This window comes from Azohydromonas australica DSM 1124, assembly GCF_000430725.1.
GTDB classification, from domain to species: Bacteria; Pseudomonadota; Gammaproteobacteria; order Burkholderiales; family Burkholderiaceae_C; genus Azohydromonas; species Azohydromonas australica.
In genome coordinates, this window is record NZ_AUMO01000043.1 from 14,532 (window position 1) to 39,269 (window position 24,738).

Genomic DNA, 24,738 nt, shown 5'->3' on the forward strand with positions numbered 1-24,738 from the left:
TGCGCGCCCGCGGGTGCGGCGCACGGCGGCGAAGGCTCGCGCATCAGCGCGAGTAGAGTTCGACGATCAGCGACTCGTTGATCTCGGCACCGAATTCATCACGGTCCGGGGCCTTCTTGAACACGCCTTCCATCTTGGCGATGTCCACCTGCACCCAGCCCGGCAGGCCAATGGAGTCGGCCAGCTTGAGCGCATCCTGGATGCGCAGCTGCTTCTTGGCCTTCTCGCGCACGGCCACCACATCACCCGGCTTGACCAAGTAGGAGGCAATGTTCACGACCTGGCCGTTGACCGTCAGGGCCTTGTGCGACACCAGCTGACGCGCTTCAGCACGGGTGGAACCAAAGCCCATGCGGTAGGCCACGTTGTCCAGGCGCGACTCCAGCAGCGACAGCAGGTTGGCACCGGTGTTGCCCTTGCGGCGTTCGGCTTCGGCGAAATAGCGGCGGAACTGGCGCTCCAGCACGCCGTACATGCGCTTGACCTTCTGCTTCTCACGCAGTTGCAGGCCGAAGTCGCTGGTGCGCGAGCCGGAGGTACGGCCATGCTGTCCGGGCTTGCTGTCAAACTTGGCCTTGTCACTGATGGCGCGACGGGCGCTCTTCAGGAACAGGTCAGTGCCTTCACGGCGGGAAAGTTTGGCCTTGGGGCCGAGATAACGTGCCACGTGCTTGTCCTTGGAAGTCGGTCTGACGCGACGGCCAAAGGCCGCGCGCGAGTCTGGCGGGTCTTGTTGTGCAAACGCTCAGACGGTGGTCTTCATGGCCCAAAACTGCTCGACTCATGCGTCGAGTTGGCTATTGGGCCCACTGTAAGCGCCAATGCCGCCCGAAGGCGGCGGCAAAGGGCGCGATTCTACAACGAAATCAGATGCGGCGACGCTTCTGGGGGCGGCAGCCGTTGTGCGGCACGGGCGTCACGTCAGAGATCGACGTGATGCGAATGCCCAGCGAGGCCAGGGCGCGCACCGAAGACTCGCGACCCGGGCCCGGGCCCTTGATCTTGACGTCCAGGTTCTTGATGCCCTGTTCTTGCGCCGCACGGCCGGCCATCTCGGCAGCCACCTGCGCCGCAAACGGCGTGCTCTTGCGCGAGCCCTTGAAGCCCTGGCCGCCCGAGGAAGCCCACGACAGGGCGCCGCCCTGGCGGTCGGTGATCGTGATGATCGTGTTGTTGAACGACGCGTGCACGTGCGCGATGCCGTCGGCGATGTTCTTGCGAACCTTCTTGCTGACGCGACGCGCGGCGGTGTTGGTAGGTGCCTTAGCCATGTTCGGTATCTCTCAATCGCTGCGAGCAGCTCACTTCTTGACCAGGGCGCCCGACTTGCGCGGACCCTTGCGGGTACGGGCATTGGTCTTGGTGCGCTGACCGCGCACGGGCAGGCCGCGGCGGTGGCGCATGCCACGGTAGCAGCCGAGATCCATCAGCCGCTTGATGTTGATCGACATCTCACGACGCAGGTCGCCTTCAATGGTGAGGCGGCTGATCTCGTCGCGGATCTTTTCCAGATCGGCGTCGGTGAGGTCCTTGACCTTCTTGGAATAAGCGATGCCGACCGCGTCGCAGATCTTCTGCGCGGTGGTACGGCCAATACCGTAGATCGAGGTCAGGCCGATCTCGGTGTGCTTGTGCGGCGGGATGTTGATGCCGGCAATACGTGCCATGGAATACCTCTGTGTCCTGTCGTTGAGGGCTCAGCCGCTCAACCCTGGCGCTGCTTGTGGCGCGGGTCGGTGCAGATGACGCGCACCACGCCGTTGCGGCGGATGATCTTGCAATTGCGGCACATCTTCTTGACCGAAGCTGCTACTTTCATGGTCTTCTCCTTGACCTTTCAATGACTCATTTCGCCCGGAAGACGATGCGAGCGCGACTCAAATCGTAAGGGGTGAGCTCCACGGTGACCTTATCGCCGGGAAGGATGCGGATGTAGTGCATGCGCATCTTTCCGGAGATGTGGCCGAGCACCACGTGCCCGTTCTCAAGCTTCACCCGGAAGGTGGCGTTGGGCAGGTTCTCGAGAATTTCGCCCTGCATCTGGATGACGTCGTCTTTGGCCATGCGTGTCTCAGCTTGCCTTGAAGTTCGCCTTCTTCAGCAGTGACTCGTACTGCTGGCTCATCACGTAGCTCTGGACCTGAGCCCAGAAGTCCATCGTCACCACCACGATGATCAGCAGTGAGGTGCCACCGAAATAGAACGGTACGTTGTACTTCAGCACCAAGAACTCGGGCAGCAGGCACACCAGCGTGATGTACGCAGCACCCGCCAGCGTCAGGCGCGAGAGGATGCGATCAATGTGCCGCGCCGTGTTCTCGCCCGGACGGATGCCCGGAATGAACGCACCGCTCTTCTTCAGGTTGTCTGCCGTCTCACGGCTGTTGAATACCAGCGCCGTGTAGAAGAAGCAGAAGAAGACGATCATCGCCGCGTACAGCAGCACATAGATCGGCTGCCCCGGCGACAACGCACCCGAAAGATCCTTCAGCCACGTCAGACCCTCGCCGGTGGCGAACCAGCCGACGATCGTCGCGGGCAGCAGGATGATCGACGACGCGAAGATCGGCGGAATCACGCCCGACATGTTGAGCTTCAAGGGCAGATGCGACGACTGGCCGCCGTAAACCTTGTTGCCCACCTGGCGCTTGGCGTAGTTCACCAGGATCTTGCGCTGACCCCGCTCGACGAACACGACGAAGTAGGTCACCAGCACGACGATGGCGATGATGAACAGCGCGGCGATGATGCTCATCGCGCCGGTACGCACCAGCTCGAACAGACCGCCCACCGAACCCGGCAGACCTGCGGCGATACCCGAGAAGATCAGGATCGAGATACCGTTGCCCAGACCACGCTCGGTGATCTGCTCACCCAGCCACATCAGGAACATCGTGCCGGCCACCAGGCTCACCACGGTCGTCATGCGGAAGCCGAATCCCGGCGACAGCACCAGACCCTGCGATCCTTCGAGCGCAAGCGCGATACCCAGCGACTGGAACAGCGCCAAACCCAACGTGCCGTAGCGCGTGTACTGGGTGATCTTGCGCCGCCCGGCCTCGCCTTCCTTCTTCAGCGACTCCAGCGAAGGCACGACGTAGGTCATCAGTTGCATGATGATCGACGCCGAGATGTACGGCATGATGCCCAACGCGAACACCGTGAAACGCGACAGCGCCCCGCCGGAGAACATGTTGAACAGGCTCAGGATGCCGCCCGACTGGCTCTTGAAGAGCTGCTGCAGTTGCTGCGGGTCGATCCCCGGCACCGGGATATGGGCGCCGATGCGATAGACCACCAGCGCAAGCACCAGGAACACGAGCCGGCGACGCAGATCGCCGAACTTCCCGCTCTTGGCCAGTTGGTTCGCTGAAGTAGCCAAGGTCGCAGGTCCTTAAGCGTTGCTGGCCAGGCTGCCGCCGGCCGCTTCGATCGCCGCCTTGGCGCCCGCGGTGGCACCAATGCCCGACAGCGTGACCGCACGGGTCAGCTCACCGGACTTGATGACCTTCACGTTGCGCGCGATCTCGGGCACCAGGCCTGCGGCCTTGAGCACCACGAGGTTCACTTCCGTGGCCTCGAGCTTCTGCAGCTCGGCCAGGCTGATCTCGGCGTTGTACTTCAGCGAAGCCGACTTGAAGCCGCGCTTGGGCAGGCGGCGCTGCAGCGGCATTTGGCCGCCTTCGAAGCCCACCTTGTGGAAGCCGCCGGCACGCGACTTCTGGCCCTTGTGGCCACGACCCGCAGTCTTGCCCAGGCCCGAGCCGATGCCACGGCCGACACGGCGCTTGGCATGCTTGGCGCCCGAGGCGGGCTTGATGGTGTTGAGTTGCATGGTTCGATTCCTTGTGCCTGGTCCCGTGGATGCTTAGAGCACCTTCACGAGGTAGGCGACCTTGTTGATCATGCCGCGCACAGCAGGCGTGTCCTCAAGGACAGACTCGCTGTTGAGCTTGCGCAGGCCCAGGCCACGCACGGTGTCGCGGTGGGACTGCTTGGTGCCGATCACGCTGCGCACCAGCTTGACCTTCAGGGTTTGCTTGTCAGACATGCTGATTCTCCGCTGCGGCTTAGCCGAAGATCTCTTCGACGGTTTTGCCGCGCTTGGCCGCAACTTCGGCCGGCGTGGTGGAGCGGCGCAGCGCGTCCAGCGTGGCACGCACCATGTTGTAGGCGTTCGAGGAGCCCAGGCTCTTGGCCACGATGTCCGTGACGCCCATCACCTCGAAGACGGCACGCATCGGGCCGCCGGCGATGATGCCGGTACCGGCCGGCGCGGGGGCCAGCAGCACCTTGGCAGCGCCATGCTCGCCGCGCACGTTGTGGTACACGGTGCCGTTCTTCAGGGCCACCTTGAACATGTTGCGGCGGGCGGCTTCCATGGCCTTCTGCACCGACACCGGCACTTCCTTGGCCTTGCCCTTGCCCATGCCGATGCGGCCGTCGCCGTCACCCACCACCGTCAGAGCCGCGAAGCTCATGGTGCGGCCGCCCTTGACGACCTTGGTGACGCGGTTGACCGCGATCATCTTTTCCTTCAGACCGTCGTCGTTGCCTTCAGTCTGAGCGCGAGGTTGAAACTTTGCCATGTTGGATCCTGGTCAGAACTGCAGGCCGGCTTCGCGAGCGGCTTCGGCCAGCGCCTTGACGCGACCGTGATAGGCGAAGCCCGCGCGGTCGAAGGCCACCTTCTCGATACCGGCGGCCTTGGCCTTCTCGGCAATGCGCTTGCCGATCAGGGCCGCGGCGGCGGTGTTGCCACCTTTGCCTTCGGCGCCCAGTTGCTCGCGCACTTCCTTCTCGGCGGTCGAGGCGCTCACGAGCACCTTGGTACCGCAGTCGGAGATGACGCTGGCGTAGATGTGCAGGTTGGAGCGGAACACCGTCAGGCGCGCCACGCGCTGCACGGCGATGCGCGCGCGCGTCTGGCGCGAGCGGCGGATGCGCTGATCCTTCTTGTTGATGGTCATGCTGCCACTCCTTACTTCTTCTTGGTCTCTTTGAGGACCACGCGCTCGTCGCTGTAGCGGATGCCCTTGCCCTTGTAGGGCTCGGGAGGACGGATGGCGCGCACTTCAGCGGCCACCTGACCCACCACTTGGCGATCGGCTCCCTTGATGAGGATCTCGGTCTGGGTCGGGCACTGCACGGTGATGCCGGCAGGCATGTCCTTGACCACAGGATGCGAGAAACCCACTTGCAGGTTCAGCTTCTGGCCCTGGGCCTGGGCGCGGAAGCCCACGCCGACCAGGTTGAGCTTGCGCTCGAAGCCCTTGCTCACGCCCGTGACCATGTTGTTGACCAGCGCGCGCAGCGTGCCGCTCATGGCATCGGCTTCGGCGCTGTCATTGACGGGGGCGAAGCGCAGCGTGCCGGCCTCGTTGCTCACCGTCACCAGCGAGTTCACGGGACGGGACAGCGTGCCTTGCGCGCCCTTGACGGTGATTTGTTCGGCCGTCACCGACACGTCCACGCCCTGCGGGACGGCGATGGGCATTTTTCCAACGCGGGACATTGCTCGTCTCTCCTTAGGCCACGTAGCACAGCACTTCGCCGCCGATGCCGGCAGCGCGCGCCTTGCGGTCCGTCATCACGCCCTTCGGGGTGGTGACGATCGCCACGCCCAGGCCGTTTTGAACCTGGGGAATGTCGTGGCGGCCCTTGTAGATGCGCAGGCCCGGGCGGCTCACGCGCTCGATGCGCTCGATCACCGGACGACCCGCGTAGTACTTCAGCGCGATTTCCAGCTCGGACTTGCCCGGCTCGCCCTTGATGGCGAAGCCGTCGATGTAACCCTCGTCCTTCAGGACCTGGGCAATCGCCACCTTCAGCTTGGACGACGGCATGGACACGCTGGCCTTGTCAACGCTTTGGGCGTTGCGGATGCGCGTCAGCATGTCGGCGATCGGATCACTCATGCTCATTCGAAATCTCCTGCTCTCGCCGACTTACCAGCTGGCCTTGACGACACCGGGGATGTCGCCCTTGAAGGCCAGTTCACGGATCTTGGTACGTGCCAGACCGAACTGGCGGAAGGTGCCACGGGGACGACCGGTGAGTTCGCAACGGTTGCGCAGACGGGTCGGGTTGGCGTTGCGGGGCAGCTTCTGCAGCTCCAGGCGCGCGGCGTAGCGCTCTTCTTCCGAACGCTTGGCATCGTCGATGATGGCCTTGAGCTCGGCGTACTTCTTGGCGAACTTGGCGACCAGCTGTTCGCGCTTCAGCTCGCGCTGAATCAGAGAAAGTTTAGCCACAGGTCACCTCAGTTCTTGAACGGGAAACGGAAGGCCTGCAGCAGGGCCTTGCACTCGTCGTCGGTCTTGGCCGTCGTCGTGATGCTGATGTTCAGACCACGGATGGCGTCGATCTTGTCGTACTCGATCTCGGGGAAAATGATCTGTTCCTTGACGCCGACGTTGTAGTTGCCGCGACCATCGAAAGAACGGCCCGAGATACCGCGGAAGTCACGCACGCGCGGCAGCGCGATGGTGACAAAGCGGTCCAGGAATTCGTACATCTGCACGCCGCGCAGCGTGACCATGCAGCCGATGGGCACGTTCTCGCGGATCTTGAAGCCGGCGATGGCTTTCTTGGACTTGGTGATCACGGGCTTCTGGCCGGCGATCTTGGTGAGGTCGCCCACGGCGTGGTCCATCACCTTCTTGTCCGACACCGCCTCGCTCACGCCCATGTTCAGCGTGATCTTGGTCAGGCGCGGGACTTCCATCACCGACTTGTAGCCGAACTTCTTCATGAGGTCCGGCACGATCTTTTCGCGGTACTGCTGCTGCAGACGAGCGATTTGTTGGTTAGCCATTCGAACCTCGCCTTAAGCTTGAATCTCGTCGCCGCTGGACTTGTACACGCGCACCTTCTTGCCGTCGGCCAGCAGCTTGACGCCAACGCGGTCAGCCTTGCCGGTAGCGGCGTTGAAGATGGCAACGTTGGACTGGTGGATCGGCATGGTCTTGTCGACGACGCCACCGGTCGTGCCCTTCATCGGGTTGGGCTTGACGTGCTTCTTCGCAACGTTCACGCCTTCGACGATCAGATAGGAATCGTCCACACGCTGCGTCACGGTGCCACGCTTGCCCTTGTCGCGGCCGGTCAGCACGATGACCTGGTCGCCCTTGCGAATCTTGTTCATGGTCTGTCCTTTGACCTGGGGCTCAGAGCACTTCGGGCGCGAGCGAGACGATCTTCATGAAGCGCTCGGTACGCAGTTCACGCGTGACCGGGCCGAAGATGCGGGTACCGATGGGCTCGAGCTTGTTGTTCAGCAGCACGGCGGCATTGCCGTCGAACTTCACCAGCGAACCGTCCTGACGGCGCACGCCCTTGGCAGTGCGCACCACCACGGCGCTGTAAACCTCGCCCTTCTTGACGCGACCACGAGGCGCAGCTTCCTTGATGCTGACCTTGATGATGTCGCCAATGCCGGCATAACGACGCTTGGAACCGCCGAGCACCTTGATGCACATGACGGATTTGGCGCCCGTGTTGTCAGCGACGTCGAGTCGCGATTGCATTTGGATCATGTCTGTCCCCAACTTGCCCCAGAGCGACAACAACGTCGCACCGGTCAGTCTTGGGCCCGTCGCACCGGCGGCTAAAACGAACGCTCAGACAGCCGGCGATTGGGGCGGATCCGGAGGCCTTGCCTACGTCGCTGTAACTGGACGCAAGCCGGCCTTCCGGCGAAGCTGCTGATTATGCAGCGGAATTCCACGCCGTGTCAACTCATGGCACGGCGTGGGGTCATGGGCCCGGCCACCGCGCGGCGAGCGGCTCCGGGCCTGAAGTTCGGGCTTCAGCCTTGGCGCAAAGCGCGCGCCTGGGCCAGCAAGGTCTGCGCGTCGCTGACCTCGAACTTGCCCGGCGCCTCCACGTTGAGCGCGCGCACCACGCCGTCGACCACCAGCATGGAACAACGCTGCAGGCGCTTGCCCAGACCGCGACCGGTGAGGTCCAGCTCCAGTCCGGTGGCCCGGGCGAAGTCGCCGCTGCCATCAGCCATCATGCGAACCTTGCCAGCCGTGCCCTGCTCGCGACCCCAGGCCCCCATCACGAAGGCGTCGTTCACGGACACGCACCAGATCTCGTCCACACCGGCAGCCCTGAGTTCCTCGGCTGCCGCGACATAGCCAGGCACGTGCTGCGCCGAGCACGTCGGGGTGAATGCACCGGGCAGTCCAAAGAGGGCTACCGTGCGCCCGGCGGTGGACTTTGCGATGTCGAAGGCGTTGGGACCCAGGCTGCAGCCCTCTCCCTCGACTTCGATGAACTCGTACAGCGTGCCCTCGGGCAGCCGGTCACCGATTTTCAACATGGTGCTCGTCTCCTGCAGTGGAAATGAAAAACGGCCGCCACGCCGGGGATCCGACGCAGGCGGCCGCTCGTGCGGACGCTAAGGCCCTAAGGTCAAACGGTGCGGGCCTTCTCGACCAGGCGCGTCACGACCCAGGACTTGGTCTTGGAGATCGGACGGCTTTCCGTGATCTCGACCGTGTCGCCGACCTTGTACTCGCCGTTCTCGTCGTGAGCGTGGTACTTGTTCGAGCGCGCAACGATCTTGCCGTAGAGCTCGTGCTTGACGCGACGCTCCACCAGCACCGTCACGGTCTTGGCGCGCTTGTCGCTGACGACCTTGCCGATGAAGGTGCGAACGACCTTGGTCTTGCCTTCGGCGTTTTGGGCTTGGGCGTTCATTGGGCGGCTTCCTTCTTCTTCTGAGCCAGCACAGTCTTGGCGCGGGCGATGTCGCGGCGCGTCTTGCCCAGGACAGTGTGGTTGCTCAGCTGTTGGGTCGCCTTCTGCATGCGCAGACCGAAGTGGGCCTTCAGCAGCTCGGAGATTTCCTTCTCCAGTTCGGCGACGTCCTTGGCGCGGAGTTCAGATGCTTTCATGAGGTTCTCCGATCTCAGGCGCCGACCTGGCGCGCCACGAACGTGCAGCGCAGAGGCAGCTTGGCAGCGGCCAGCGTGAACGCTTCGCGAGCGAGCTGCTCAGGCACGCCGTTGATTTCGTAGAGCACCTTGCCCGGCTGGATCTCGGCCACGTAGTACTCGGGGTTGCCCTTGCCGTTACCCATACGGACTTCGGCAGGCTTTTGCGAGATCGGCTTGTCCGGGAAGATGCGGATGAAGATGCGGCCGCCGCGCTTGATGTGACGCGAGATGGCACGACGCGCAGCTTCGATCTGGCGGGCGGTGATACGGCCGCGCTCGGTGGCCTTCAGGCCAAATTCACCGAACGACACATTGGCGCCGCGCGTGGCGATGCCGGTGTTGCGGCCCTTCTGTTCCTTGCGGAACTTGCGACGAGAGGGTTGCAGCATTGCTAGTTCTCCTTAGGCACCCGTGGGCGCCTTGCGCACGCGCTGCGGCGCGCCGCCGGCAGGCTTGTCGCCGCCACCATCGGCACGCGGACCACGGCTGTCACGGCCATCGGGACGACCACGGCCGCCCGGACCCGGACGCGCATTGCGACGCGGACGACGCTCTTCTTCACCGGCGGGGCTCACGATGCCAGGGGCTTCGCCGCTGGCCAGACGATCACCGCGGTACACCCAGACCTTGACGCCGATGACGCCGTAGGTCGTGCGGGCTTCCGAGAAGCCGTAGTCGATGTCGGCCTTGAGGGTGTGCAGGGGCACACGGCCTTCGCGGTACCACTCGGTACGGGCGATCTCGATGCCGTTCAGACGACCGGCGCTCATGATCTTGATGCCCTGGGCGCCCAGGCGCATGGCGTTCTGCATCGCGCGCTTCATGGCGCGGCGGAACATGATGCGCTTTTCCAGCTGCTGAGTGATCGAGTCGGCGATCAGCTGCGCATCGACTTCGGGCTTGCGCACCTCTTCGATGTTCACCGCCACCGGCACGCCCAGACGCTTGGTCAGTTCGGCCTTCAGGTTCTCGATGTCCTCGCCCTTCTTGCCGATCACCACGCCCGGACGTGCCGAGAAGATGGTGATGCGGGCGTTCTTGGCGGGGCGCTCGATCAGGACGCGCGACACGGCAGCGTTCTTCAGGCGCTGGCGCAGGTAGTCGCGCACCTGCAGGTCTTCAGCCAGCATGCCGGCGAAGTTGGTGTTCGACGCGTACCAACGCGACGCCCACGCACGGGTGACGGGCAGGCGGAAGCCGGTCGGATGGATTTTCTGTCCCATAGTCTTCCTCAGCGCCTCAGTTGCCGACCGTCACGAAGATGTGGCAGGTGGGCTTGCTGATGCGGTTGCCGCGGCCCTTGGCGCGCGCGGAAAAACGCTTGAGCGTGGCAGCCTGCTCGACGTAGATCGAGGTGACCTTCAGTTCGTCGATGTCGGCGCCGTCGTTGTGCTCGGCGTTGGCGATCGCGGACTCCAGGGCCTTCTTGATGATGCCGGCGGCCTTCTTCTGCGTGAACGTCAGGATGTTGAGCGCCTGGTCCACCTTCTTGCCGCGGACCAGATCGGCCACCAGGCGGCCCTTGTCGGCCGACAGGCGGACGCCGCGAACGATTGCACGGGTTTCCATGGTCGTCATCCTTTAGCGCTTGGCCTTCTTGTCGGCCGGGTGACCCTTGAAGGTCCGGGTCAGCGCGAACTCGCCCAGCTTGTGGCCGACCATCTGGTCGGACACGTACACGGGCACGTGCTGCTTGCCGTTGTGCACGGCGATCGTCAGGCCGATGAACTCGGGCAGGATCGTCGAGCGACGCGACCAGGTCTTGATCGGCTTCTTGTCCTTGATCGCCACGGCCTTCTCGACCTTGGCCAACAGGTGGTGGTCCACGAAAGGACCCTTTTTCAGAGAGCGTGCCATCTGGTGCTGCCCTTCTTACTTCTTGCGACGCGAGACGATGAACGTCTGCGTGCGCTTGTTGTTGCGGGTGCGGTAGCCCTTGGTCAGCGTGTTCCACGGCGACACCGGCACCTGGCCCTCGCCGGTACGGCCTTCGCCGCCGCCGTGCGGGTGGTCCACCGGGTTCATGGCCACGCCACGAACCGTCGGACGGATGCCCTTCCAGCGGATCGCACCGGCCTTGCCGTACTGGCGCAGGCTGTGCTCTTCGTTGCTGACCTCACCGATCGTGGCGCGGCACTCAATGTGAACGCGGCGCACTTCACCCGAGCGCAGTCGCACCTGGGCGTAGGTTCCTTCGCGAGCCATCAGCGTCACCGAGGTACCGGCCGAGCGGGCGATTTGCGCACCCTTGCCCGGCAGCATTTCGACGCAATGGATGGTCGAACCCACGGGGATGTTGCGGATGGGCAGCGTGTTGCCGGCCTTGATCGGGGCTTCAGAGCCGCTGATCACGGTGGCACCAGCTTCCAGGCCGCGCGGCGCGATGATGTAGCGACGCTCGCCGTCGGCATAGCACACCAGAGCGATGTGGGCCGTGCGGTTGGGGTCGTACTCGATGCGCTCGACCTTGGCGGGGATACCGTCCTTGGTGCGCTTGAAGTCCACCACGCGGTAGTGGTGCTTGTGACCACCACCCTTGTGGCGCATCGTGATGTGGCCGTTGTTGTTGCGGCCGGCGTTCTGCTTCTGGGGCTCCAGCAGCGAGGCTTCAGGAGCGCCCTTGTGCAGATGCTTGTGCACCACCTTCACCTGGGCGCGGCGGCCCGGCGAAGTCGGTTTGATCTTGACGACAGCCATTACGCGGCCTCCCCACCGAAGTTGAGCTCCTGGCCTTCCTTGAGCGACACGTACGCCTTCTTGACGTGGTCGCGGCGGCCGATGGAGCGACCGAAGCGCTTGACCTTGCCCTTCTGGTTCACGGTCTGCACCGACTCGACCTCGACCTTGAACATCAGTTCAACAGCGGCCTTGATCTCGGGCTTGGTGGCGTTGCGCAGGACCTTGAACAGGACCTGGTTGTGCTTCTCGGAGACGCTCGTGGCCTTCTCGGACACGATGGGCGCCACCAGCACCTGGGCCAGACGGCCCTCGTCGAACTTGGGGGTGCTCATGCGAACATCTCCTTGAGTTGCTCGATCGCGCCCTTGGTCACCAGCACCTTCTTGTAGAAGACCAGCGACAGCGGGTCGGCGTAACGCGGCTCGACCACGAGCACGTTGGCCAAGTTGCGCGAGGCCAGTGCCAGGTTGTCGTCGATCTGGTCGGCGATCACGAGCACGGAATCCAGGCCCATGGCCTTGAGCTTCTGGGCCAGCAGCTTGGTCTTGGGGGCTTCAACGGCCAGCGACTCGACCACGGCCAGACGGCCTTCACGGGCAAGCTGCGAGAAGATGGCGGCCATGCCGGCGCGATACATCTTCTTGTTGACCTTCTGGCTGAAGTTCTCGTCCGGCGTGTTCGGGAAGATCCGACCGCCTCCGCGCCACAGCGGCGAGGAGGTCATACCGGCACGAGCGCGACCGGTGCCCTTCTGGCGGAACGGCTTCTTGGTCGAGTGGTGAACTTCGGCGCGCGTGAGCTGCTTGCGGGTGCCTTGACGGGCGTTGGCCTGGTAGGCCACGACGATCTGGTGCACCAGCGCTTCGTTGTAGTCGCGAGCGAAAACGGTGTCGGGGGCGTCAACCTTGGCGGTGGCCTGACCCTGCTCGTTCAGGAGCTCGAGCTGCATTACTGGGCCCCTTTCTTGACCTTGACCTTGACGGCGGGACGCACGACCACGTGGCCGTTCTTCGACCCGGGGACGGCACCGCGCACCAGCAGCAGCGAGCGAGCCTCGTCCACGCGCACGACGTCCAGGTTCTGGGTGGTGACGGTCTCGTCGCCCATGTGGCCGGACATCTTCTTGCCCGGGAACACGCGACCCGGATCCTGCGCCATCGAGATCGAGCCAGGCACGTTGTGCGAACGGCTGTTACCGTGCGACGCGCGCTGCGAACCGAAGTTGTGGCGCTTGATGGTGCCGGTAAAGCCCTTACCGATCGACGTGCCCTGCACGTCCACCAGTTGGCCCGCGGCGAACAGCGTCACCGGCACCGCGGCGCCCGGCTGGTACTGCGAGGCCACATCAGCGCTGACGCGGAATTCCTTGAGGACTTCAGCCGGCTCGACGCCAGCCTTGGCCAGATGGCCCGCCTCGGGCTTGGTCACGCGCGAAGCCTTGCGCGTACCGAACGCCACTTGAATGGCGCTGTAGCCGTCGGTCTCTTCGGTCTTGATCTGGGTGACGCGGTTGTTGGACACGTCCAGCACCGTCACGGGCACGGCGTCGCCGTCGTCCGTGAAGATGCGCATCATGCCCACCTTGCGGCCCAGCAATCCGAGGCGATTGCTCAGACTCATGGTTCTTCTCCAGCCCCGCATGGCGAGGCCTTTGTTTCAGACACCCGACAACGATTGGCCGGGAGTGACATGACCGACGACCCCCACGAAAACTCCGTGGAAGACCGCCGGCCTGTACAAAAGGCGCCCACGAAGGGCGCCCTTGTGCAAAGCCGGCGATTGTAGCAGACGTGGAAAACCCTACGCCAGCCCCAATCGCTCAGAGCAAGATCACTGCAGCTTGATCTCGACGTCCACGCCCGCGGGCAGGTCCAGCTTCATCAGCGCGTCCACCGTCTTGTCGGTCGGATCGACGATGTCCATCAGACGCTGGTGGGTACGGATCTCGAACTGGTCGCGCGAGGTCTTGTTGACGTGCGGCGAACGCAGGATGTCGAAGCGCTGCATGCGCGTGGGCAGGGGCACGGGACCCTTGACGATGGCGCCGGTGCGCTTGGCCGTGTCCACGATCTCGAGGGCCGACTGGTCGATCAGCTTGTAGTCGAAGGCCTTGAGGCGGATGCGGATCTTCTGCTTTTGCATGACGTTTCCTTGAAAGAGCGATGCGGCCCGCGGGCCGCGGTGTTGAAGGCGCAACCCGGGCCGTCGCCGACCCAGGCCGTCACGCAACGACTTACTCGATGATCTTGGCCACGACGCCGGCGCCGACGGTACGGCCGCCTTCGCGGATGGCGAAGCGCAGACCTTCTTCCATGGCGATCGGGGCGATCAGCTTGACGGTGATGGAGACGTTGTCGCCCGGCATCACCATTTCCTTGTCCTTGGGCAGCTCCACCGCGCCGGTCACGTCCGTGGTACGGAAGTAGAACTGGGGACGGTAGTTGTTGAAGAACGGCGTGTGGCGGCCGCCTTCATCCTTGGACAGCACGTACACCTCGGCGGTGAAGTGCGTGTGCGGCTTGATCGAGCCGGGCTTGCACAGCACCTGGCCGCGCTCGACGTCCTCGCGCTTGGTGCCGCGCAGCAGGATGCCCACGTTGTCGCCGGCTTGACCCTGGTCCAGCAGCTTGCGGAACATTTCCACGCCGGTGCAGGTGGTCTTTTGCGTGGCACGGATACCGACGATCTCGATTTCCTCGCCAACCTTGACCACACCGCGCTCGACGCGACCGGTCACCACGGTGCCGCGGCCGGAGATCGAGAACACGTCTTCCACGGGCATCAGGAACGTGCCGTCCACGGCGCGCTCGGGCGTGGGGATGTAGCTGTCCAGCGCATCGGCCAGCGCCAGGATGGCCTGCTCGCCGAGCTCGCCCTTGTCGCCTTCCAGCGCCAGCTTGGCCGAGCCCTTGACGATGGGGGTGTCGTCGCCGGGGAAGTCGTACTTGCTCAGCAGCTCACGCACTTCCATCTCGACGAGCTCCAGCAGCTCGGCGTCGTCGACCATGTCGCACTTGTTGAGGAAGACGATGATGTAGGGCACGCCCACCTGACGCGCCAGCAGGATGTGCTCGCGGGTCTGGGGCATCGGGCCGTCAGCGGCCGAGCACACCAGGATGGCGCCGTCCATCTGCGCCGCGCCCGTGATCATGTTCTTCACGTAGTCGGCGTGGCCGGGGCAGTCCACGTGCGCGTAGTGACGGTTGGCCGTCTCGTATTCCACGTGCGCGGTGTTGATCGTGATGCCGCGGGCCTTTTCTTCCGGGGCCGCGTCGATCTGGTCGTATGCCTTGGCCTCGCCGCCGAACTTGGCCGACAGAATGGTCGTGATCGCCGCCGTCAGCGTCGTCTTGCCATGGTCCACGTGGCCGATCGTGCCCACGTTGACGTGCGGCTTGGTCCGCTCGAACTTACCTTTTGCCATGCTCAGCTCTCCTGGCGATCAAACGAGTTCACTGTTGGGTGGTGCCCATGGCGCGGATCGAACGCGCGACCTCTCCCTTACCAAGGGAGTGCTCTACCACTGAGCCACATGGGCATCGGCACAGGTCTAGGCTCTTTTTCATCAGAGCCCACACCACTGCCGAAGCGTGATCGCTGGAGCGGGAGACGGGAATCGAACCCGCGTCATCAGCTTGGAAGGCTGGGGTTCTACCATTGAACTACTCCCGCTCTGGGAGCTGGATCAGCACCCCCACTGCAACCGAAGTCATCGACTGCAGCAGAGCTACCGACCCTGACCACACTGCGTCAGCGAGTCGCAGCACGGCCGAATTTGTTTGCCTTGGTGGAGGAGGCTGGATTCGAACCAGCGTAGGCGTAAGCCAACAGATTTACAGTCTGCCCCCTTTAGCCACTCGGGCACCCCTCCGAGGCAAGACCAAGACTATAACACCGTAAAAAAAGAATGCAAAGCCTTTCGAAGAAAAATTTCTGAGACTCGCAGAAGTCGCTCTGCGGCGCAGCCCCCGGTTGCGCCGGACCTCCCCCGCAGACGCCGGCTCGCGCCCCTGCTTCACCCTGGCAAGCGGCCCGCGGCAAACAGTTCCAGTCCAGTCAAACCAGGCTGATCCGGACCAGCCCTCAGCGTTCCCGTCACAGCTGCCAGTCGATCGCCCCCCCCCGCTCGGCCAAGAAGGCGCTCGCCTTCCCGAAGTGCCCGTTGCCGATGAAGGGAATCGGCGGCTTCGTCGCCGCCAGCGGCGAGGGGTGGTTGCTCACCAGCACCAGATGATCTCGCCCTGCCGCCTCGATCAGCGGCCGCTTGGCCTGCGCATGCGCGCCCCACAGCATGAAGACCTTGGGCTGCGCCTCCTCCGCCGCAGCGCGGATCAGCGCGTCCGTGAGCGCCTCCCAGCCGCGCTTGGCATGGCTGGCGGGCTTGCCCTCCTCCACCGTCAGCGTGGTGTTGAGCAGCAGCACGCCGCGCTGCGCCCACGCCACCAGATGGCCGTGGCGCGGCGGCTTGAGCCCCAGGTCGCGCTGGATCTCCTTGAAGACGTTGCGCAGGCTCGGCGGCGGCGTCACGCCTTCGGGCACCGAGAAGGCCAGCCCCTCGGCCTGGCCGGCGCCGTGATACGGGTCCTGCCCCAGCAGCACCACGCGCGTCTGTGCCAGCGGCGTGAGCTCCAGCGCCCGCAGCGGCCGCGCCGGAAACACGGTCGCCCCGGCCGCCAGCCGCTGGTCCACGAAGCTCACCAGCGCCTGCCCGGTGATCGAGTCCAGCCAGCCGTCCACGACGTGCTGCCAGCCGGGATCGATGCCCTGCAGCTGCGCCTCCAGGGGCGGCTGCAGGCGATTGAGTTGTTCGATGTCGTCCATGGCGCAAGCCTAGGGCCGGCGCGGACCCGCCGCCGCGCCCCAGCCGCCATCTCCCCGCCGGCACATCGGCCGCACCATGAAGAAAGCCTGCCCGCGACCTCCTGCGAGGCCCCGGGCAGGCTCATCAGGCCACCTTGGCGGCGCGTGGAATCAGCCGAACAGCGCCTGCAGCGCCGCGCCCGGGTCCGGGGCGCGCATGAAGGCCTCGCCGACCAGGAAGGCGTGCACGTCGGCGTCGCGCATGCGGCGCACGTCCGCAGGCGCCAGGATGCCGGACTCCGTCACCAGCAGCCGCTCCGCCGGCACGCGCGGCAGCAGCGCCAGCGTGGCGTCCAGGCTGACCTCGAAGGTGCGCAGGTTGCGGTTGTTGATGCCCACCAGCGGCGTCTTGAGCTTCAGCGCCCGGTCCAGTTCCTCGCCGTCGTGCACCTCCACCAGCACCGCCATGCCCAGCGCCTGCGCCTGCGCCTCCAGGTCGGCCATCTGCGCGTCGTCCAGGCAGGCGGCGATCAGCAGGATGCAGTCCGCCCCCATCGCCCGCGCGTCGAACACCTGGTAGGCATCGACCATGAAGTCCTTGCGCAGCACCGGCAGCGCGCACGCGGCGCGCGCCTGGCGCAGGTAGTCGGCATGGCCCTGGAAGAAGCGCTCGTCGGTGAGCACGCTCAGGCAGGCCGCGCCGTGGCGCTCGTAGCTGGCGGCGATCTCGGCCGGCACGAAGCGCTCGCGCAGCACGCCCTTGCTCGGGCTGGCCTTCTTGACCTCCGCGATCACCGCCGCCTGCCCCGCCGCCACCTTGGCGCGCAGCGCGCCCACGAAGTCGCGCTGGCCGCCCAGGGCCTCCGCCTCGCGGCGCACCACCTCCAGCGGGCGCACGGCCCGCGCCGCCGCGACTTCCTCGTGCTTGACCGCGACGATCTTGTTCAGGATGTCGCTCATGCCGCGCTCCCAGCCGATGGCTGCGTGGCCGCCACGAAGGCCTCCATCTTGGCCTTGGCCGCGCCGCTGGCCAGCGCCTCCCGCGCGCGCTCGATGCCCTCGGCGATCGAGGCCGACACGTCCGCCGCGTACAGCGCCACGCCGCTGTTGAGCAGCACGATGTCGCGCGCCGCGCCCGGCCGGTTGTCCAGCACGCCGCGCAGCATCTCCAGCGACTGCTGCGGCGTCTCCACGCGCAGCGCGCGGTTGCTGGCCATGGACAGGCCGAAGTCCTCCGGATGGATCTCGTACTCCTCGATGCCGCCGTCGCGGTACTCGCCCACCATCGTGGCCGCACCCAGCGACACCTCGTCCATGCCGTCGCGGCCGTAGACCACCATCGCGTGCTTCGCGCCCAGGCGCTGGAGCGCGCGCACCTGGATGCCGACCAGGTCCGGGTGGAACACGCCCATCAGGATGTTGGGCGCGTCGGCCGGGTTGGTCAGCGGGCCCAGGATGTTGAAGATCGTGCGCACGCCCAGCTCCTTGCGCACCGGCGCCACGTTCTTCATGGCCGGGTGGTGGTTGGGAGCGAACATGAAGCCGATGCCCGTGCGCTCGATGCAGCGCGCGATCTCCGCCGGCGCCAGGTCCAGCCGCACGCCCAGCGCCTCCAGCACGTCGGCGCTGCCGCTCTTGCTGGAGACGCTGCGCCCGCCGTGCTTGGAGACGCGCGCGCCCGCGGCCGCGGCCACGAACATCGAGCAGGTGGAGATGTTGAAGGTGTGGGCGCCGTCGCCGCCCGTGCCCACGATGTCCACCAGGTGCTCGCGGTCGGCCACCGGCACCTTGGTCGAGAACTCGCGCATCACCTGCGCCGCCGCGGTGATCTCGCCGATGGTTTCCTTCTTCACGCGCAGCCCGATGAGCAGCGCCGCCATCATCGGCGCGCTCATCTCGCCGCTCATGATGCGGCGCATCAGCGCCAGCATCTCGTCGTGGAAGATCTCGCGGTGCTCGATGACGCGCGTCAGGGCTTCGGTGTTGGTGATGGGCATCGCAGGCCTCCAGGCAGTCGTTGTCAGTTGTCTTGTGCGCAGAACTCGCGCACGGCGGCGATGGCGCGCTCCACGCCCGCGGCGTCCACGTCCAGGTGCGTGACGAAGCGCAGGCCGATCAGCCCCGTGGCCAGCACGCCGCGCGCGCGCAGGTGCGCCAGCAGCGCCTCGCCGCGGCCGCCGGCCACGTCCGCGAAGACGATGTTGGTCTGCGGGCGCTTGACCGCCAGGCCCGGCAGGCCTTCCAGCCCCTGCGCCAGGCGCGCCGCCAGCGCGTGGTCCTCGGCCAGGCGCTGCACGTGGTGCGTGAGCGCGTGGTCCACCGCCGCCGCCAGCACGCCGACCTGGCGCATGCCGCCGCCGACCATCTTGCGCACGCGACGAGCGCGGGCGATCAGCTCGCGCGAGCCGCACAGCATCGAGCCCACCGGCGCTCCCAGGCCCTTGCTGAAGCAGACGGAGACGGAGTCGAAGTGGCGCGCGATCTCGCCCGGCGCCACGCCCGAGGCCACCGCGGCGTTGAAGAGCCGCGCCCCGTCCAGGTGCGTCGCCAGCCCGCGCCGGCGCGCCAGCGCCGTGGCTGCCTCCACGTAGCCGGCGGGCAGCACGTTGCCGTTCCAGGTGTTCTCCAGGCACAGCAGCCGCGTGCGCGCGAAATGCTCGTCATCGGGCTTGATGGCGGCCTCGATGTCCTCCAGCCGCAGCGTGCCGTCCGGCTGCTGCGGCAGCGGCTGCGGCTGGATGCCGCCCAGCACCGCCCCGCCGCCGCCCTCGTAGCGGTAGCAGTGCGCGAGGTTGCCGGCGATGTACTCGTCGCCGCGCCCGCAGTGCGACAGCAGCGCGCACAGGTTGCTCTGCGTGCCGCTGGCCATGAAGAGCGCGTCCTCCTTGCCCAGCAGCGCCGCCACGCGCGCCTGCAGCGCGTTGACCGTGGGGTCGTCGCCGAACACGTCGTCGCCCACCGGCGCGGCCAGCATCGCCGCGCGCATGGCGGCGGTGGGGCGCGTGACGGTGTCGCTGCGCAGGTCCACCACGTCCGGCGTGCCCACCGGTGCCGCTGCCGCGGCGCTGCCGTAGCTCACGGTGCTCATGCTGCAGCCCGGCTCATTTCGATGAAGTTGCGCAGCATCGCGTGCCCGTGCTCGGAGAGGATGGACTCGGGATGGAATTGCACACCCTCCAGCGGCGTGCGCGTGCCCGCCAGGTCGCGATGGCGCACGCCCATGATCTCGCCGTCGTCCGTCTGCGAGGTGACGATCAGCGCCTGCGGCATGGTCTCGCGCTCGATGGCCAGCGAGTGGTAGCGCACCACGTCGAAGTCCTGCGGCAGCCCGGCGTACACGCCCGCCTGGTCGGTGTGGATGGTGCTCACCTTGCCGTGCATCTGCACCTTGGCACGGATGATCTTCCCGCCCAGCGCGGCACCGATGCTCTGGTGCCCCAGGCACACGCCCAGGATCGGCAGCTTTCCGGTGAAGTGCTGGATGGCCGGCACGCAGATGCCCGCCTCCGCCGGCGAGCACGGCCCCGGCGACAGCACCAGCTGGTCGGGTTTCAGCTCCGCGATGCCTTCGAGCGTGATCTCGTCGTTGCGGAACACGCGCACCTCCTCGCCCAGCTCGCCGAAGTACTGCACGAGGTTGAAGGTGAAGGAGTCGTAGTTGTCGATCATCAGCAGCATGGCGGTCTCCTTCAGAAGCCTTCTTCAACAAGCTCGGCGGCGCGCAGCACGGCCCGCGCCTTGGCCTCGGTTTCCTTCCATTCCATCTCGGGCACCGAGTCCGCCACCACGCCGGCTGCCGCCTGCACGTACAGCACCTGGTCCTTGACGATGCCGGTGCGGATGGCGATGGCCACGTCCATGTCGCCGGCGAAGCTCAGGTAGCCGCAGGCGCCGCCGTAGATGCCGCGCTGCACCGGCTCCAGCTCGTCGATGATCTCCATGGCCCGGATCTTGGGCGCGCCGGAGAGCGTGCCCGCCGGGAAGGTGGCGCGCAGCACGTCGAGGTTGTTGGTGCCGGGCTTCAGGAGCCCTTCGACGTTGCTGACGATGTGCATCACGTGCGAGTAGCGCTCCACCGCGAAGGCTTCCGTCACCTTGACGCTGCCGGTCTGGGCGATGCGGCCGATGTCGTTGCGCGCCAGGTCGATGAGCATCAGGTGCTCGGCGCGCTCCTTCGGGTCGGCCAGCAGCTCCGTCTCGTTGGCCGCGTCCTTCTCCGGCGTGGCGCCGCGCGGACGCGTGCCGGCCAGCGGGCGGATCGTGACCTTCTCGCCCTCGGCCACGTGCTCGTGACGCACCAGGATCTCCGGCGAGGAACCGACGATCTGGAACTCGCCCAGGTCGTAGAAGTACATGTAGGGCGAGGGATTCAGCGAGCGCAGCGCGCGGTAGAGGCTCAGCGGGCTCTCGGTGTAGCGTTTCTTGAGGCGCTGCCCCAGCACCACCTGCATGCAGTCGCCCGCGGCGATGTACTCCTTGCAGCGCAGCACCGCGGCCTCGAAGTCGGCCTTGGCGAACTCGCGCTCCACCGGGTAGGACTGCCCGCGCCGCACCGCCGGGGCGCTGACGCTGTAGCGCAGCTGGTCGGTCAGCTCGGTCAGGCGCTTCTTGGCACGGAAATAGGACTCGGCCTGCGCCGGGTCGGCCCACACGATGAGGTACAGCCGCCCCGAGAGGTTGTCGATGACGGCGACCTCCTCGGTCTGCAGCAGCAGGATGTCGGGCGTGCCGATGCCGCCCTCCTTCACCGTGCGCGCGAGCTTGGACTCCATGAAGCGCACGGCGTCATAGCCGAAGTAGCCGGCCAGCCCGCCGCAGAAGCGCGGCAGCCCCGGGCGCAGCACCGGCTTGAAGCGCTGCTGGTAGGCGGCGATGAAGTCCAGCGGGTTGCCCTCGTGGCTCTCCACCACCTGGCCGTCGGTGACGATCTCGGTCTTCTGTCCCGTGGCGCGCAGCAGCGTGCGCGCGGGCAGCCCGATGAAGGAATAGCGGCCGAAGCGCTCGCCGCCGACGACGGACTCCAGCAGGAAGCTGTTCGGCCGTCCGCCGGCGAGCTTCAGGTACAGCGACAGCGGCGTTTCGAGATCGGCGAAAGCTTCCGCGATGAGCGGGATGCGGTTGAAGCCTTCGGCGGCCAGGCTCTTGAATTCGAGTTCAGTGATCACGGTGCGGGCCCTCCAGGCCCGGCGGGCGCCCGAGGCGGGCGGCCCGTAAGGTCGGTGGTTCAGGGCCGCTCAGGGGCGGCCGGCTGGGGCAGGCGCCGCAGGCGCGTCGTCACGACGGCCGGGGCGCAAACCAAACGTCAGGCAGGCCAGCCTCGCCAGGGCCAGGCTCCCCGGTCGATCGACCCCTTCGTCAGTTTGCGCGCCAAAAACATGATGCGTTCCAGTCTAGCAGGCCCGCGGCGCAAGCCCGAGGCCCGGGGTGGGACGCTTTGAAACCGGGCCTGTTCTCAGAGGTGACGCCGCAGCGCCGCCAGGTCCAGCGCGTCCAGCCGGTCCACGTGCGCCTCGGCGCGCAGCTCGCGCACCGGCTGGCCGTGGTTGTAGCCGTAGCTCACCAGCACCAGCGGGCAGCCCGCGGCATGCGCGGCCTCGGCGTCGTTGCTGGAGTCGCCCACCATCAGCGTGCGGCCGGGCGCCGTGCCCAGCGCCTCGCAGGTCTTGAGCAGCGGCAGCGGATCGGGCTTCTTGGCCGCGAAGGCGTCGCCGCCGAAGACGAAGCTGAAGAATTGTTCGATGCCCTTGGCCGCCAGCAGCGGCCGCGCGAAGGCGTTGGGCTTGTTGGTCAGGCAGGCCAGCTTCAGCCCCGCCGCCTGCAATTGCCGCAAGCCTTCCACCACGCCGGGATAGAGCTCGGAATGCCGGCCGTTGATGGCCAGGTAGTGGTGCTGGTAGCGCGCGAAGGCGGTGTCGAAGCGCTCCGGCGCGGCGCCCGCGTGCGCCAGCGTGCGGCGGATCAGGTGCTCCGAGCCCTTGCCCACCGTCTGCTCGACGAAGTGGCGCTCGACCGCCGGCAGCGCCAGGTCGGCCAGCATCGCGTTGAGCGCGACGACGAAGTCGCCCAGCGTGTCCACCATCGTCCCGTCGAGGTCGATGATGGCGGCGTCCAAACGAAGAGCATTCACGGCGGATCCTACGGCAGCGTTCGACAAGGGCCCGCAATGTAGCGGCTGCCTCGCGTCACCCCGCGCAAGCGGGACTTTGCTCCCGCAAGAAGCACGAAGCCCGGCACGGGCCGGGCTTCGCTTCTTGGCAGAGCCGAAGGCCGAGGCCGCCCGCGAGGCGGCCACCGGCCCGGGGCGGGACGGTCGTTACTGGGTCATGCGATCCCAGCCACGGCGCACGGCGCCCTTCATGCGGTCCCAGGTGCCGCCGGGGTTGCGGCTTTCCCAGTCGCGACGCAGATCGGGTTCGACGGCAGCCCAGTCACGGCCGCTGTAGCGCGCGTCGTCGCGCAGCGAATGGCCGTAGCGGTAGGCGGGCTCGTAGTCGTCGTAGGTCCCGCCCTGGCTGGCGTAGTTGGTCTGCCAGTCGTTCCGGTAGTAGTCGGCGTCATAGGCCGAGCCGCGCTGCATCGAGTCCGGCGTCACGGCGTCCTTCGTGCGCTCCCAGCCGCGGCGCACGGCGCCCTTCATGCGCTCCCAGGTGCCGCCGGGGTTGCGGGTGTCCCAGTCGCGGCGTGCATCGGCCTCGATGGCGTCCCAGTCGCGGTCCGCGTAACGCGCATCGCTGCGCAGCGTGCTTCCGTAGCGGTAGGCCGGCTCGTAGTCGTCATAGGTGCCGCCCTGGCTGGCGTAGTTGGTCTGCCAGTCGTTGCGGTAGTAGTCGCTGTCAAAGGCCCCGGTGCGGCTGCCCGCCAGCTTCTCGACCTCGACCTCGGTGCTGCGCACCGTGTCGCTGATCTGCTCGGTGCGCTGCTCCACGGTCTTGCCCACGCGCACCTCTTCCACCACGCGCGCGGTCTTGGCGACCACGGCCTGCTCGGCGGTCTCGCGGACTTCGATGGTGCGGTCCTTCAGGTCCGCCAGGTCGGCGGCGGTGGCCGGACGGTCCACCGGGCGGCGCTCGACCTGCGCATGCTCCTCGCGCAGCTGCACGGTCTCGCTCACCGGCGTCTCGATGGTGCGCGAGTACACGCGCACGCCGCCGGTACTCACCGCGCGCTTGCCGACCTGCAGCTCCTCGCGCACCACCGGGATCACGCCCTCGGTGTCGCCCGTGGCGCGCACGCGGGCCGTGGCCTCGTTGCCCAGCGACTCGCCCAGCGTGGTGCGGTCGCGGTCCAGCGTGGTGTTGGTGGCGGCCGCTGCGGTGCTGGGCGTGGACAGGGCGTCATCGCTCCAGCCCTCGGAGCGCCAGGACTCGACGCGCTCGTCGATGTCCACCGCGCCGGCGTTCTGCAGCGTGTCGCGCACCTCGTCCAGGCGCGTGTCGTCGTCCACGTCCACCTTCACCACCGCCGCGCCGCGGCGCACGGCCTCGGCGTAGTGGCCGACCTCGCGGTCGTCATCCGGCCCGAACAGGTCGGCGAAGAAGTTGCGCACGCGACCCATCACGCCGGTCTCGGCGTGCGTGGTGGTCGTGTCGGTGGCCGCGGTGCTGCCCAGCGTGGTGTCGTCGGAATGCGTGACATGCACGCAGGCCGGGTCGATACCCGTGCTGGCCAGGGCCTGCGCTGCGCGCTGAGCCTCGGCATCAGAATCGAATACGCCAACGACGGTCTGTCTCATTTCCGGACTCCTTGGGTTTGCAGGCGGGACGTGCCCGCAGGCAGTTGCAGCTGGGTTGCGATGGGCCTCAGGCGTTGTCGACCTCGGTCCAGGAACCATCGGCCTGGCGCCGCTCCACTACCGCACGTTGCCGCCGCAGCGGCACCTGTTCGGTGTGCGACGCAGTGAAGCGCTGACGGTGCAGGCGGATCTCCTCCTTGAGCACCAGACGGCGCTCGATCACCTCTTCGTAGACCGGCACCACCAGCACCTCGCCCTCGGTCCACGGCTCGCGCGTCTGCGCCACCGCCACACCCACGGGCACCCGCTCCACCACCACGCTCTCCTGCTCCAGCGAGTGCTCCAGCGTTTCGCTGTGTTCCTCGGTCAGCACCCGCACGCGCAATGCGCCGACCTCCTCGGTCCGCGTGTTCACGTGCAGTTCTTCCCTCACCACCGGCAAGGTCACCGGGAGATCGGGGTCGGGAGAGGCAGGGTTTTGAGGGCTCATCACATCACCAGCTTGGGAACCCTGATCTGGCAAGCCCTGTGCCCAGGGGATGTTCCAGGCCGGCTTGGAGACGGCCGGGGGATGGACAC

Annotated in this window: 38 protein-coding genes and 3 tRNA genes; all 41 read right to left on the reverse strand. The window is 66.4% G+C overall.

The features are described 5' to 3' along the window. Nucleotides 1–43: 43 nt before the first annotated feature. Complete coding sequence (gene rpsD, locus H537_RS0106675) at nt 44–667, reverse strand: 30S ribosomal protein S4 (protein ID WP_028997275.1); 624 nt, start codon at nt 665–667, stop codon at nt 44–46. Between the two features lie 199 nt (nt 668–866). Then, nucleotides 867–1,271, reverse strand: coding sequence for a 30S ribosomal protein S11 (gene rpsK, locus H537_RS0106680; protein ID WP_028997276.1), 405 nt, complete (start codon nt 1,269–1,271; stop codon nt 867–869). A gap of 30 nt (nt 1,272–1,301) precedes the next feature. Next, nucleotides 1,302–1,667, reverse strand: coding sequence for a 30S ribosomal protein S13 (gene rpsM, locus H537_RS0106685; protein ID WP_028997277.1), 366 nt, complete (start codon nt 1,665–1,667; stop codon nt 1,302–1,304). 38 nt (nt 1,668–1,705) lie between these two features. Then, the gene (gene rpmJ / locus H537_RS0106690) at nt 1,706–1,819 is read right to left on the reverse strand and encodes a 50S ribosomal protein L36 (RefSeq protein ID WP_028997278.1); all 114 of its coding nucleotides are present in this window, start codon (nt 1,817–1,819) and stop codon (nt 1,706–1,708) included. A gap of 26 nt (nt 1,820–1,845) precedes the next feature. Then, the gene (infA, locus tag H537_RS0106695; protein ID WP_009855680.1) at nt 1,846–2,064 is read right to left on the reverse strand and encodes a translation initiation factor IF-1; all 219 of its coding nucleotides are present in this window, start codon (nt 2,062–2,064) and stop codon (nt 1,846–1,848) included. A 7-nt stretch (nt 2,065–2,071) separates the two neighbouring features. Further along, nucleotides 2,072–3,382 carry a preprotein translocase subunit SecY gene (gene secY, locus H537_RS0106700; protein ID WP_028997279.1) on the reverse strand — a complete coding sequence of 437 codons (1,311 nt, stop codon included), beginning with the start codon at nt 3,380–3,382 and terminating at the stop codon, nt 2,072–2,074. Between the two features lie 12 nt (nt 3,383–3,394). Then, a complete protein-coding gene (gene rplO, locus H537_RS0106705) occupies nt 3,395–3,835 on the reverse strand; it encodes a 50S ribosomal protein L15 (protein ID WP_028997280.1) in 441 nt (146 codons plus the stop codon). A gap of 33 nt (nt 3,836–3,868) precedes the next feature. Then, nucleotides 3,869–4,051 (reverse strand): 50S ribosomal protein L30, encoded by a 183-nt coding sequence (gene rpmD / locus H537_RS0106710; protein WP_028997281.1) that lies wholly within the window; start codon nt 4,049–4,051, stop codon nt 3,869–3,871. Nucleotides 4,052–4,070: 19 nt separating this feature from the next. Beyond that, entirely contained in the window at nt 4,071–4,589 is a 519-nt protein-coding gene (gene rpsE / locus H537_RS0106715; protein WP_043458339.1) for a 30S ribosomal protein S5, read from the reverse strand. Between the two features lie 12 nt (nt 4,590–4,601). Beyond that, complete coding sequence (rplR, locus tag H537_RS0106720) at nt 4,602–4,970, reverse strand: 50S ribosomal protein L18 (RefSeq protein ID WP_043458340.1); 369 nt, start codon at nt 4,968–4,970, stop codon at nt 4,602–4,604. A gap of 11 nt (nt 4,971–4,981) precedes the next feature. After that, nucleotides 4,982–5,515, reverse strand: a complete 534-nt coding sequence (gene rplF, locus H537_RS0106725; RefSeq protein ID WP_028997284.1) for a 50S ribosomal protein L6 — start codon at nt 5,513–5,515, stop codon at nt 4,982–4,984. 13 nt (nt 5,516–5,528) lie between these two features. Next, complete coding sequence (gene rpsH / locus H537_RS0106730; protein WP_028997285.1) at nt 5,529–5,924, reverse strand: 30S ribosomal protein S8; 396 nt, start codon at nt 5,922–5,924, stop codon at nt 5,529–5,531. Nucleotides 5,925–5,948: 24 nt separating this feature from the next. Then, a complete protein-coding gene (gene rpsN / locus H537_RS0106735; RefSeq protein ID WP_028997286.1) occupies nt 5,949–6,254 on the reverse strand; it encodes a 30S ribosomal protein S14 in 306 nt (101 codons plus the stop codon). A gap of 8 nt (nt 6,255–6,262) precedes the next feature. Continuing rightward, nucleotides 6,263–6,802: a 50S ribosomal protein L5 gene (gene rplE, locus H537_RS0106740; protein WP_028997287.1), complete on the reverse strand. Its 540-nt coding sequence runs from the start codon at nt 6,800–6,802 to the stop codon at nt 6,263–6,265. Nucleotides 6,803–6,829: 27 nt separating this feature from the next. Beyond that, on the reverse strand, nt 6,830–7,147 hold the full coding sequence (gene rplX, locus H537_RS0106745) for a 50S ribosomal protein L24 (RefSeq protein ID WP_028997288.1): 318 nt from the start codon (nt 7,145–7,147) through the stop codon (nt 6,830–6,832). A gap of 22 nt (nt 7,148–7,169) precedes the next feature. Continuing rightward, nucleotides 7,170–7,538 carry a 50S ribosomal protein L14 gene (rplN, locus tag H537_RS0106750; protein WP_028997289.1) on the reverse strand — a complete coding sequence of 123 codons (369 nt, stop codon included), beginning with the start codon at nt 7,536–7,538 and terminating at the stop codon, nt 7,170–7,172. A 272-nt stretch (nt 7,539–7,810) separates the two neighbouring features. Then, nucleotides 7,811–8,329, reverse strand: a complete 519-nt coding sequence (locus H537_RS0106755; protein WP_028997290.1) for a peroxiredoxin — start codon at nt 8,327–8,329, stop codon at nt 7,811–7,813. Between the two features lie 92 nt (nt 8,330–8,421). Further along, complete coding sequence (gene rpsQ, locus H537_RS0106760) at nt 8,422–8,709, reverse strand: 30S ribosomal protein S17 (RefSeq protein WP_043458341.1); 288 nt, start codon at nt 8,707–8,709, stop codon at nt 8,422–8,424. Next, the gene (gene rpmC, locus H537_RS0106765; protein ID WP_028997292.1) at nt 8,706–8,906 is read right to left on the reverse strand and encodes a 50S ribosomal protein L29; all 201 of its coding nucleotides are present in this window, start codon (nt 8,904–8,906) and stop codon (nt 8,706–8,708) included. The genes rpsQ and rpmC overlap by 4 nt, the downstream gene beginning before the upstream one ends. Before the next feature lie 14 nt (nt 8,907–8,920). Next, a complete protein-coding gene (gene rplP / locus H537_RS0106770; protein ID WP_028997293.1) occupies nt 8,921–9,337 on the reverse strand; it encodes a 50S ribosomal protein L16 in 417 nt (138 codons plus the stop codon). A gap of 12 nt (nt 9,338–9,349) precedes the next feature. Next, nucleotides 9,350–10,171 (reverse strand): 30S ribosomal protein S3, encoded by an 822-nt coding sequence (gene rpsC, locus H537_RS0106775; RefSeq protein ID WP_028997294.1) that lies wholly within the window; start codon nt 10,169–10,171, stop codon nt 9,350–9,352. Between the two features lie 16 nt (nt 10,172–10,187). After that, a complete protein-coding gene (gene rplV, locus H537_RS0106780) occupies nt 10,188–10,517 on the reverse strand; it encodes a 50S ribosomal protein L22 (RefSeq protein WP_028997295.1) in 330 nt (109 codons plus the stop codon). Nucleotides 10,518–10,529: 12 nt separating this feature from the next. After that, entirely contained in the window at nt 10,530–10,805 is a 276-nt protein-coding gene (gene rpsS / locus H537_RS0106785; protein ID WP_028997296.1) for a 30S ribosomal protein S19, read from the reverse strand. Between the two features lie 15 nt (nt 10,806–10,820). Then, nucleotides 10,821–11,645 (reverse strand): 50S ribosomal protein L2, encoded by an 825-nt coding sequence (gene rplB, locus H537_RS0106790; RefSeq protein WP_028997297.1) that lies wholly within the window; start codon nt 11,643–11,645, stop codon nt 10,821–10,823. Beyond that, entirely contained in the window at nt 11,645–11,959 is a 315-nt protein-coding gene (rplW, locus tag H537_RS0106795) for a 50S ribosomal protein L23 (RefSeq protein WP_028997298.1), read from the reverse strand. Before rplW ends, rplB begins: the two co-directional genes overlap by 1 nt. Next, nucleotides 11,956–12,576 (reverse strand): 50S ribosomal protein L4, encoded by a 621-nt coding sequence (rplD, locus tag H537_RS0106800; RefSeq protein WP_028997299.1) that lies wholly within the window; start codon nt 12,574–12,576, stop codon nt 11,956–11,958. Before rplD ends, rplW begins: the two co-directional genes overlap by 4 nt. Beyond that, nucleotides 12,576–13,247 carry a 50S ribosomal protein L3 gene (gene rplC, locus H537_RS0106805; protein ID WP_028997300.1) on the reverse strand — a complete coding sequence of 224 codons (672 nt, stop codon included), beginning with the start codon at nt 13,245–13,247 and terminating at the stop codon, nt 12,576–12,578. The genes rplD and rplC overlap by 1 nt, the downstream gene beginning before the upstream one ends. 210 nt (nt 13,248–13,457) lie before the next feature. After that, nucleotides 13,458–13,769: a 30S ribosomal protein S10 gene (rpsJ, locus tag H537_RS0106810; protein WP_019561663.1), complete on the reverse strand. Its 312-nt coding sequence runs from the start codon at nt 13,767–13,769 to the stop codon at nt 13,458–13,460. Between the two features lie 91 nt (nt 13,770–13,860). Continuing rightward, nucleotides 13,861–15,051 (reverse strand): elongation factor Tu, encoded by a 1,191-nt coding sequence (gene tuf / locus H537_RS0106815; protein ID WP_028997301.1) that lies wholly within the window; start codon nt 15,049–15,051, stop codon nt 13,861–13,863. A gap of 39 nt (nt 15,052–15,090) precedes the next feature. Then, nucleotides 15,091–15,165, reverse strand: a tRNA-Thr gene (locus H537_RS0106820). A gap of 60 nt (nt 15,166–15,225) precedes the next feature. Next, a tRNA-Gly gene (locus tag H537_RS0106825) sits at nt 15,226–15,299 on the reverse strand. Between the two features lie 113 nt (nt 15,300–15,412). Continuing rightward, nucleotides 15,413–15,498 (reverse strand) — tRNA-Tyr (locus tag H537_RS0106830). A 224-nt stretch (nt 15,499–15,722) separates the two neighbouring features. Next, complete coding sequence (locus H537_RS0106835; protein ID WP_051242060.1) at nt 15,723–16,448, reverse strand: uracil-DNA glycosylase; 726 nt, start codon at nt 16,446–16,448, stop codon at nt 15,723–15,725. A gap of 150 nt (nt 16,449–16,598) precedes the next feature. Beyond that, the gene (gene trpC, locus H537_RS0106840) at nt 16,599–17,387 is read right to left on the reverse strand and encodes an indole-3-glycerol phosphate synthase TrpC (protein WP_028997303.1); all 789 of its coding nucleotides are present in this window, start codon (nt 17,385–17,387) and stop codon (nt 16,599–16,601) included. Beyond that, the gene (gene trpD / locus H537_RS0106845) at nt 17,384–18,424 is read right to left on the reverse strand and encodes an anthranilate phosphoribosyltransferase (RefSeq protein ID WP_028997304.1); all 1,041 of its coding nucleotides are present in this window, start codon (nt 18,422–18,424) and stop codon (nt 17,384–17,386) included. Before trpD ends, trpC begins: the two co-directional genes overlap by 4 nt. Before the next feature lie 23 nt (nt 18,425–18,447). Then, a complete protein-coding gene (ltaE, locus tag H537_RS0106850) occupies nt 18,448–19,515 on the reverse strand; it encodes a low-specificity L-threonine aldolase (RefSeq protein ID WP_051242062.1) in 1,068 nt (355 codons plus the stop codon). Beyond that, nucleotides 19,512–20,105 (reverse strand): anthranilate synthase component II, encoded by a 594-nt coding sequence (locus H537_RS0106855; protein ID WP_028997306.1) that lies wholly within the window; start codon nt 20,103–20,105, stop codon nt 19,512–19,514. The genes ltaE and H537_RS0106855 overlap by 4 nt, the downstream gene beginning before the upstream one ends. A gap of 11 nt (nt 20,106–20,116) precedes the next feature. Beyond that, the gene (trpE, locus tag H537_RS0106860; RefSeq protein WP_028997307.1) at nt 20,117–21,592 is read right to left on the reverse strand and encodes an anthranilate synthase component I; all 1,476 of its coding nucleotides are present in this window, start codon (nt 21,590–21,592) and stop codon (nt 20,117–20,119) included. Nucleotides 21,593–21,879: 287 nt separating this feature from the next. Continuing rightward, on the reverse strand, nt 21,880–22,554 hold the full coding sequence (locus H537_RS0106865; RefSeq protein ID WP_028997308.1) for a phosphoglycolate phosphatase: 675 nt from the start codon (nt 22,552–22,554) through the stop codon (nt 21,880–21,882). Between the two features lie 186 nt (nt 22,555–22,740). Then, the gene (locus H537_RS55415) at nt 22,741–24,159 is read right to left on the reverse strand and encodes a YsnF/AvaK domain-containing protein (RefSeq protein ID WP_051242064.1); all 1,419 of its coding nucleotides are present in this window, start codon (nt 24,157–24,159) and stop codon (nt 22,741–22,743) included. 67 nt (nt 24,160–24,226) lie between these two features. Further along, nucleotides 24,227–24,649 (reverse strand): DUF2382 domain-containing protein, encoded by a 423-nt coding sequence (locus H537_RS0106875; RefSeq protein WP_084150492.1) that lies wholly within the window; start codon nt 24,647–24,649, stop codon nt 24,227–24,229. Between the last annotated feature and the right edge of the window lie 89 nt (nt 24,650–24,738).